7 protein-coding genes and 2 pseudogenes are annotated in these 6,102 nt (G+C 31.4%); all 9 read left to right on the top strand.

Going from position 1 to position 6,102, the window contains the following annotated elements; all coding sequences use genetic code 11:
* Positions 1–1,197, top strand: a pseudogene (locus tag ACKI5C_RS01230) (hypothetical protein); the annotation flags it as partial.
* Positions 1,198–1,365: 168 nt separating this feature from the next.
* On the top strand, positions 1,366–2,079 hold the full coding sequence (locus ACKI5C_RS01225; RefSeq protein ID WP_407431228.1) for a (5-formylfuran-3-yl)methyl phosphate synthase: 714 nt from the start codon (positions 1,366–1,368) through the stop codon (positions 2,077–2,079).
* A gap of 13 nt (positions 2,080–2,092) precedes the next feature.
* On the top strand, positions 2,093–3,574 hold the full coding sequence (guaB, locus tag ACKI5C_RS01220) for an IMP dehydrogenase (RefSeq protein WP_407431226.1): 1,482 nt from the start codon (positions 2,093–2,095) through the stop codon (positions 3,572–3,574).
* Positions 3,575–3,762: 188 nt separating this feature from the next.
* Positions 3,763–4,032 (top strand): 50S ribosomal protein L37Ae, encoded by a 270-nt coding sequence (gene rpl37A / locus ACKI5C_RS01215; protein ID WP_295609033.1) that lies wholly within the window; start codon positions 3,763–3,765, stop codon positions 4,030–4,032.
* 3 nt (positions 4,033–4,035) lie between these two features.
* A pseudogene (locus ACKI5C_RS01210) lies at positions 4,036–4,161 on the top strand (DNA-directed RNA polymerase subunit P); the annotation flags it as partial.
* 106 nt (positions 4,162–4,267) lie between these two features.
* Positions 4,268–4,753, top strand: coding sequence for a Brix domain-containing protein (locus ACKI5C_RS01205; protein WP_407431224.1), 486 nt, complete (start codon positions 4,268–4,270; stop codon positions 4,751–4,753).
* On the top strand, positions 4,746–5,015 hold the full coding sequence (locus ACKI5C_RS01200) for a KEOPS complex subunit Pcc1 (RefSeq protein ID WP_296796629.1): 270 nt from the start codon (positions 4,746–4,748) through the stop codon (positions 5,013–5,015). The genes ACKI5C_RS01205 and ACKI5C_RS01200 overlap by 8 nt, the downstream gene beginning before the upstream one ends.
* A gap of 19 nt (positions 5,016–5,034) precedes the next feature.
* On the top strand, positions 5,035–5,391 hold the full coding sequence (locus ACKI5C_RS01195; protein WP_407431221.1) for a prefoldin subunit beta: 357 nt from the start codon (positions 5,035–5,037) through the stop codon (positions 5,389–5,391).
* A gap of 23 nt (positions 5,392–5,414) precedes the next feature.
* A complete protein-coding gene (locus ACKI5C_RS01190; protein WP_407431219.1) occupies positions 5,415–5,699 on the top strand; it encodes a DUF3194 domain-containing protein in 285 nt (94 codons plus the stop codon).
* The last annotated feature ends 403 nt before the right edge of the window (positions 5,700–6,102 follow it).

Genomic DNA, 6,102 nt, shown 5'->3' with positions numbered 1-6,102 from the left:
TATGTTACTGTTGTTGTTGACGGTAAAAACGTCACTGTTCAGGTTATGGATCCTGATGTTGCAATAATACTTCCTCTTTTGCCTGCAGGTAACTATACAATTCCTGTAATTTATTCAGGTAATTATAAGTATAATCCACTTGCTGAAGAGGTAAATGTTAGTGTTAAGAGCAAATCAGATATTATAAATGCTCCTAATGTAACCAAATACTTCAGTGGTCCTGAAAGGTTTGTTGTAACTGTAACTGATTATGAAGGCAATCCTTTAGCAAATAAAACTGTCATTATAGGCATTAATGGTGTTTCATACGACAGAACTACTGATAATAATGGTAGTGCAAGTATTGCTCTTGGATTGAATTCTGGTGTTTATGATGTCAACGTTACAGTTGATAATCAAACTGTAAACTCTGTTGTTACAATTTTAACAACTGTAAACGGTACCGATATTACCAAAGTTTTCAGAAATGGTACTCAATACTATGCTACTTTCCGTGACAATGAAGGAAACTATCTTAAAGATGGTGCAGATGTCAGATTCAACATCCATGGCGTAATGTATGACCGTAAAGTTTCAGGTGATAAAGGTTTAGCAAAATTAAATATCAACTTGAATCAGGGTGAATATATAATCACTGCAATGAACCTATTTACTGGTGATAAGACCGCTAATAACATTACTGTATTGTCTAAACTCACTGAAAACTATGATATAACTAAATATTATAGAAACGGAACTCAATACACTGTTAAAGTCATTGGAGATGATGGCAACCCTGTCGGTGCAGGCGAAAATGTAACATTCAACATTAACGGAGTATTCTACCAAAGACAAACCGATGCAAACGGTACTGTTAAGTTAAACATTAACTTGCAGGCTGGAGATTACATCATAACTGCAGAATACAAAGGTTCTATGGTAGCCAATAACATCAAAGTATTGCCTGTATTAGCTGCTGAGGATTTAACTAAAATGTATGGTACTCAAGATCCATTTGTTGCAACGCTTGTTGACGGACAAGGAAACCCTTATGCAAATCAAAAGATTGAATTCAACATTAATGGAGTATTATACTACAGAACTACAGACGGTTCAGGTCAAGCAAAATTGAGTATTAACTTAATGCCTGGTGAATACATTATAACTTCAAGTTATAACGGTTCTAGTATTGCTAACACTATAAAAATCTATGCTTAAGGAAGTAATTCAACTTCCTTTTTTATTTTTAACTTTTTTGAAAACTTTTTTTCATCTATTTGCTTTTTGAAAAAATAATTTCACTTAAAGCATATACTTATAAAGAAAGAATTCCAAATATAAATATATTATATTTTAATATTTTATTATTATAAACGGAGGAAATACATGCTTCTATTAATAAGTCCAATAAACCATGAAGAAGCTCTTGAATCAATAAAAGGTGGAGCAGACATTGTTGATGTTAAAAATCCTAAAGAAGGTTCCTTAGGTGCTAATTTCCCTTGGGTCATTAAAGAGATTAGGGAATTAACTCCTGAAGATAAGTTGGTTAGTGCCACTTTGGGTGATGTACCTTACAAACCAGGTACAGTTTCTCTTGCAGCAATGGGGGCTCATGTTTCAGGGGCAGATTATATCAAAGTAGGATTATACGGAACTAAAAACTACGATGAAGCTGTTGAAGTTATGAAAAATGTATCTAAAACTGTTAAGGATGTAAGTCCGGATACTATTGTTGTAGCTGCGGGATATGCTGATGCTCATCGTGTGGGTGCTGTTGATCCGATGGAAATTCCAAAAGTAGCTCGTGATGCAAACTGTGATTTGGCAATGTTAGATACTGCAGTAAAAGATGGTCATACTTTATTTGATTATTTAGATATTGAAAAATTAACTGAATTTGTTGAAGAAGCTCATAGTTATAATTTAAAAACTGCTCTTGCAGGATCTGTTAAAAAAGATCAGTTAAAACCATTACATGATATTGGTTGCGATGTGGTTGGTATTAGAGGAGCTGCCTGTGTTGGCGGTGACCGTAATACTGGTAAAATACATCATACTGCTGTAGCTGAGCTTAAAGAGTTATGTGATTCATTTTAAGTAGGTGTGTTTAATGTATTCTAAAAAAGTTCAAGAAGCAAGAATGTCTTACACTTTTGATGATTTTTTACTTACTCCAAATGCTAGTTATGTAGAACCAAAAGACATAGATACTACAATCGAATTGTCTAAGGGTATTAAATTAAATATACCTATTTTAAGTGCTGCTATGGATACTGTTACAGAAGCAGATCTCGCTATAGCTATGGCACAAGAAGGTGGTATTGGGGTAATTCACAGAAATATCTCATTGGAAAGACAAGTTGAAGAAGTAAAAAAGGTAAAAACTGCTGAAGATATTACTATTCGTGATGTTGTAACAATCACTCCTGAATCTACAATTCAAGATGTGCAGAATAAAATGCAGGATGAGTTAATCAGTGGTCTTCCTGTTGTTGATGGTGATGAAATCATTGGTATTATTTCCAAAAGGGATATCAGGCCGGTATTAAAATCAGAACCTAACAAAACAGTTAAGGACATAATGACTTCTGAGGTTGTTACTGTTGAAGAGCCTATCAGCGTCGATGAAGCTTTAAATATTGCTTATGAAAATAAGGTAGAAAGATTGCCTGTTCTCAATGAAGGCAAATTGGTTGGAATAATTACAATTAAAGATATTTTAAACAGGGCTCAATATCCTAATGCTGCACGTGATGAAAATGGAAACTTTTTAGTTGCTGCAGCTTGTGGACCGTTTGATTTGGAACGTGCAATGGCTCTTGATCAGGCCGGTGCGGATATTGTTTCAATTGATTGTGCTCATGCTCATAATATGAATGTTGTTAAATACACTGAAACTATCAAAGACAATATTGATGCTGAATTATGTGTTGGTAACATTGCAACTGCTGCAGCTGCTGAAGATTTAATTTCAATGGGTGTAGATGCACTTAAAGTTGGTATTGGTCCTGGTTCAATGTGTACTACTCGTATTGTGGCTGGTGTCGGTGTACCTCAATTAACTGCAATTTCTGATGTTGCTGATGTAGCTTCTGATGCAGGCATCCCTGTTATTGCAGATGGTGGTATCAGATACTCAGGTGATATTGCAAAAGCTATTGGTGCCGGTGCAGATGCAGTAATGTTGGGTAATTTACTTGCAGCATCTTATGAAGCTCCTGGTGATGTGGTTGTTATGAATGGTAAACAATACAAAAAATACCGTGGAATGGGTTCCATGGGTGCTATGACCAGTGAGTATGATGGTGGTGCTGATAGATATTTCCAAGGTTCAAAAAGTAAAATGAACCACACCAAATATGTTCCTGAAGGAATTGAAGGTGCAGTACCATACAGAGGAACTGTTGCAGAAATTTTATTCCAATTAGTTGGTGGTTTAAAATCTTCAATGGGTTACTGTGGAGCTGAAGATATTGCTGATATGCAGAAAAAGGCTCAATTTGTAAGAATATCAAGTAGCGGTATTAAAGAGTCACACCCTCATGATTTATTAATCACTAATGAAAGTCCTAATTATCACAGTTTTAAGTAAGTAATTAGGTTTTAATCTGATGGTATTTTTAGGAAAATCCAATTATTTTCTTAAATTTTCCATTAACTTTAAATATGATGTGGTACAATATTATTACATTAGATAATTTTATGATTGTTTTAATCATGGTAAATCTTTAAGATTTACAGTTTTTTATTATTATTTTTATATAATGGAGAGAAATTAAAATGGCAAGAACTAAAAAAGTTGGTATTACAGGAAGGTTCGGTGCAAGATACGGAAGAAAAGCTAAAAGATCTGTTAAAATCATCGAAGAAAACATGAAAAAAAATCATGTTTGTCCTAAATGTGATAGACCTTATGTAAAAAGACAAGCTGCTGGAATTTGGAAATGTAAAAAATGTGGTGCTGTATTCACTGGTGGGGCATATATTCCTCAAACCCCTATGGCTAAATCTGCAGCACGCAGTATTAGAGATATTAAAGTGGAGGAATAATCCTTGTATAAATGTCCATATTGTGGAACAGAAGTAGACCAAAAAAGTTACATGGACAATAAATGCCCTAATTGTAGATATAGGATTTTATTTAAAAATGTTCCTGAAGTAACTCGTTGGGTTTCTGCTAGTGTTCCTGATGGAAATATGGTCAACAGAGTCGGCCTTAAAAAATAGAACTAATCAAGATTCATATCTTGTTTTTTCTATAATTTTTTTACTATTTTTGATTTAAATGCTAATTTCAACTTCTAGAAAGCCTTCTCAAAAAACAAGAAAGTTTTGTAAGAATTTTGCTCATTCAACAGATTCAACTTCTGTTAATAGAGGAAAAATGAATATGAGAGATCTTTTGTTAAAGGCTCTTGCAGAAGATGAAGTTAATTTAGCTGTTGTTAATGAAATTAAAGGTAATCCTAGTAAAATTACATTTTATTCAAATAAGGGAGACATATTACTTACTATTTTAATTAGTGTAACCACTACAAATGAAAGACTTAATATTTCTCCATCCCAATTAAAGATAGTTTCTGAAGTTCAAGAGCTAAACTGTTTAAGTGATATTTTAGGTTTTGAATTAGTTGATAAGGCTGAAGATAATTATATTCACATTACTGGTGGATATGATGATTTATTTGCTAAAATAAATTTTATTAATAAATTTGGAGAAAAAACTGATTTCCAAATTAATATTAGAAAGATTTTAGATAACAATGATTGATAATAGTCCTTTGGAATCTGTAAAAAGTCAAATTAATATTGAGTTTGATAATTCTAAGCAAGCAAAAATTATTTATGATTCAATCATCTTAGAATTTCAGACAGCTCCGGATTACAGATCTTCTATGAATTTAACTCTTGACGATAATGTCATTGTTATTGATATTGATGCTCAAGACTCTACATCATTTAGAGCTTCTGTTAATTCCGCTATCAAGTGGATTAATTTATCATTACAAATAAATAACTTAACAAATATATAGAATTTAAAAAGGTGATATGATGGAAATTCCTGAAAATATACAAGAGCAATTAAATCAGTTTCAACAGTTACAACAACAAGCTCAAGCTGTAAGTATGCAAATTCAAACTGTGGAAGTTCAAATCCAAGAAACTGAAAAAGCATTAGAAGAATTAAAGAATACTGATGAAAATACTGAAGTATTTAAACAAGCAGGTAATTTACTTATTAAAGTAGATTACAAAGATGCTTTAGAAGAAGCTGAAGATAAGTTAGAAACCCTCAAGTTAAGAAAACAAACCATGGCTCGCCAAGAAGAAAGAGTTATGAAAAAACTTGAAGAAATGCAAACTAATATTCAAGCTGCTATGCAAGGAATGGCTCCTGATGGAGCTTAATTTCCATTCTTTTTTTAGATATTATGTCAAAACTTAAAAAATTATCCTCTGAAGATTTAGATACTATTTCTACTGATTTTGGTGAAATTCTTGAAGTTGAAGTTTCAAAAGTTATTTCAACAAAAGAACTTGAAGATTTAGATTTGGATATTGTACTTAATTATGAAAACAATCAACTGGATGTAGATGTTGATTTAGGTGTTTCATTTGATGAATTATCTGAAATAAATCAAGATATGTTAAATGAAGCTATTGATGCTGCTTATTTGAAGTTTGATTCATATATTGATGAAAATTTCAGAGAATAATTATTTTTTTTAAATCCCTATGTATTACTTTTTAGTACTTTTTTTCATATTTGAGTAATACTTTTTTACAAAAAAGTATTTATATAAGTAAAATCTAACAATTATATAAGTTTGAAGTTAATTATAAAATAGCTTAGCAAAACGGATGAACACAATTTTTTTCTGTCTTTCAAATTCCCTCTTTCAAACTTCAAACTTTTTTTATTTTTTCCTAAATTTTCAAGCCAACTTTATTGTTTTTTGAATTTTTATAAAGCATTTATTTTACTAATTCATAATTTTTAAAAAATGTATTGGTATTTGTTTATTTTTCCTAGATTAAAATAACTATTGTTTAAAATATTTTAGAATTTATGAAAATTATTTATTCAAGTATGATTTAATTTTTATAAAATATAGGTAA

This window comes from Methanobrevibacter sp. (genome assembly GCF_045646045.1).
Taxonomy (GTDB): Archaea; Methanobacteriota; Methanobacteria; order Methanobacteriales; family Methanobacteriaceae; genus Methanocatella.
Note: the sequence above shows the minus strand (reverse complement) of the source record. Positions and strands in the feature narration are given on the sequence as shown.

Excerpts from the sequence above, each read along its gene's own strand:
- ACKI5C_RS01225 (WP_407431228.1), top strand. The coding sequence starts at position 1,366 with ATGCTTCTATTAATAAGTCCAATAAACCATGAAGAAGCTCTTGAATCA.
- guaB (WP_407431226.1), top strand. The coding sequence starts at position 2,093 with ATGTATTCTAAAAAAGTTCAAGAAGCAAGAATGTCTTACACTTTTGAT.
- rpl37A (WP_295609033.1), top strand. The coding sequence starts at position 3,763 with ATGGCAAGAACTAAAAAAGTTGGTATTACAGGAAGGTTCGGTGCAAGA.
- ACKI5C_RS01205 (WP_407431224.1), top strand. The coding sequence starts at position 4,268 with ATGCTAATTTCAACTTCTAGAAAGCCTTCTCAAAAAACAAGAAAGTTT.
- ACKI5C_RS01200 (WP_296796629.1), top strand. The coding sequence starts at position 4,746 with ATGATTGATAATAGTCCTTTGGAATCTGTAAAAAGTCAAATTAATATT.
- ACKI5C_RS01195 (WP_407431221.1), top strand. The coding sequence starts at position 5,035 with ATGGAAATTCCTGAAAATATACAAGAGCAATTAAATCAGTTTCAACAG.
- ACKI5C_RS01190 (WP_407431219.1), top strand. The coding sequence starts at position 5,415 with ATGTCAAAACTTAAAAAATTATCCTCTGAAGATTTAGATACTATTTCT.